This is a genomic window from Mycobacterium sp. E3339, assembly GCF_001666915.1.
Lineage (GTDB): Bacteria > Actinomycetota > Actinomycetes > Mycobacteriales > Mycobacteriaceae > Mycobacterium.
Map to the genome: position 1 here is coordinate 1 of NZ_LZIZ01000231.1, position 1,079 is coordinate 1,079.

The window sequence follows — 1,079 nt, forward strand, 5'->3', positions numbered from 1 at the left end:
GTGTTGAGGTTGGTGTGGAAGGTCAGGGTGTCGTGACCGTCGCGCTGCAGGGTGCCGATGGACAGGTAGCCGGAACCCCCACGGCCGGAAAGGGTTTCGCCGATGGCGTGGGTGAGCAAGGGGTGGGCGCTGATTTCGATGAAGGTGTGATGCGCGGCGCCCGCGGCTTCGATCGCCTGCTGGAAGCGGACGGGGTTGCGCATGTTGGTGGCCCAGTGTTCGGCGTCGAAGACCGGGCGGCTGTCGAGGTCCGCGTAGGTGGTGGACAGGATCGGGATGGCCGGTGGGCGTGGGGCGAGGTCGGCCAGTTGCGATCGCATCAGGGGCTGCAGGGGGTCCATCGCCGAATTATGCGGGGCCACTTCGATGTTGACCCGCCCGGCGAAGTGGTTGCGGGCGCGGACCCTGGTGATGAGCTCGTCGATCTGCTGGGTCGGCCCGGCGATGACGGTTTGGCGTGGCGAGCCGTAGATCGCCAAGCTCACCTGCGGATGGTCGGCGATCAGCGCCTCGGTGGCGGCGGCGTCGAGCTCGAGCGCGGCCATGGTGCCTTGCCCGGACAGCGGCGCCATCAACGCCGAACGCGTCGCGGTCACCCGTAATCCCTCGGCGGGGGTGAGCGCACCGGCGACCACCGCGTCGGCCACCTCGCCCATGGAATGGCCGATGACGAGGTCGGGCGTGATCCCGTAGGACCGCCACAGCGCGGTCAGCGCGAGCTGCATCCCGATCAGCCCCAGCTGGATCTGTTCGATGCCGACGAGCTCCTTGCCGGTGGCGATCACGTCGTGCAGCGAAAACCCCGCCTGGGCCACGAAATCGGGTTCCAACTCGGCGATCGCCGCGGCGAAGGCCGGTTCGTCGGCGAGCAGCCGGCGGCCCATGCCGGCCCACTGCGAGCCCCGACCCGAATACACGAACACCGTGCCCGGCCCCACCGCCACCTCGCGGCAACCCACCAGGCCAGGGGCCGGCTCACCGGCGGCCAGCGCCCGCAATCCCGCGACCGCCTGGTCCCGATCGGCGGCGGCCAGCGTGGCGAAGCTGGCGTGCCGCGGCCGGTGGTGGTTGAGCGTGTG

Annotated in this window: 1 protein-coding gene; it reads right to left on the reverse strand. The window is 70.3% G+C overall.

What is annotated here, in order from left to right:
* Positions 1-1,079 (reverse strand): acyltransferase domain-containing protein (locus A5702_RS22150; RefSeq protein WP_156669713.1); only part of this gene is annotated, 1,079 nt, incomplete at both ends.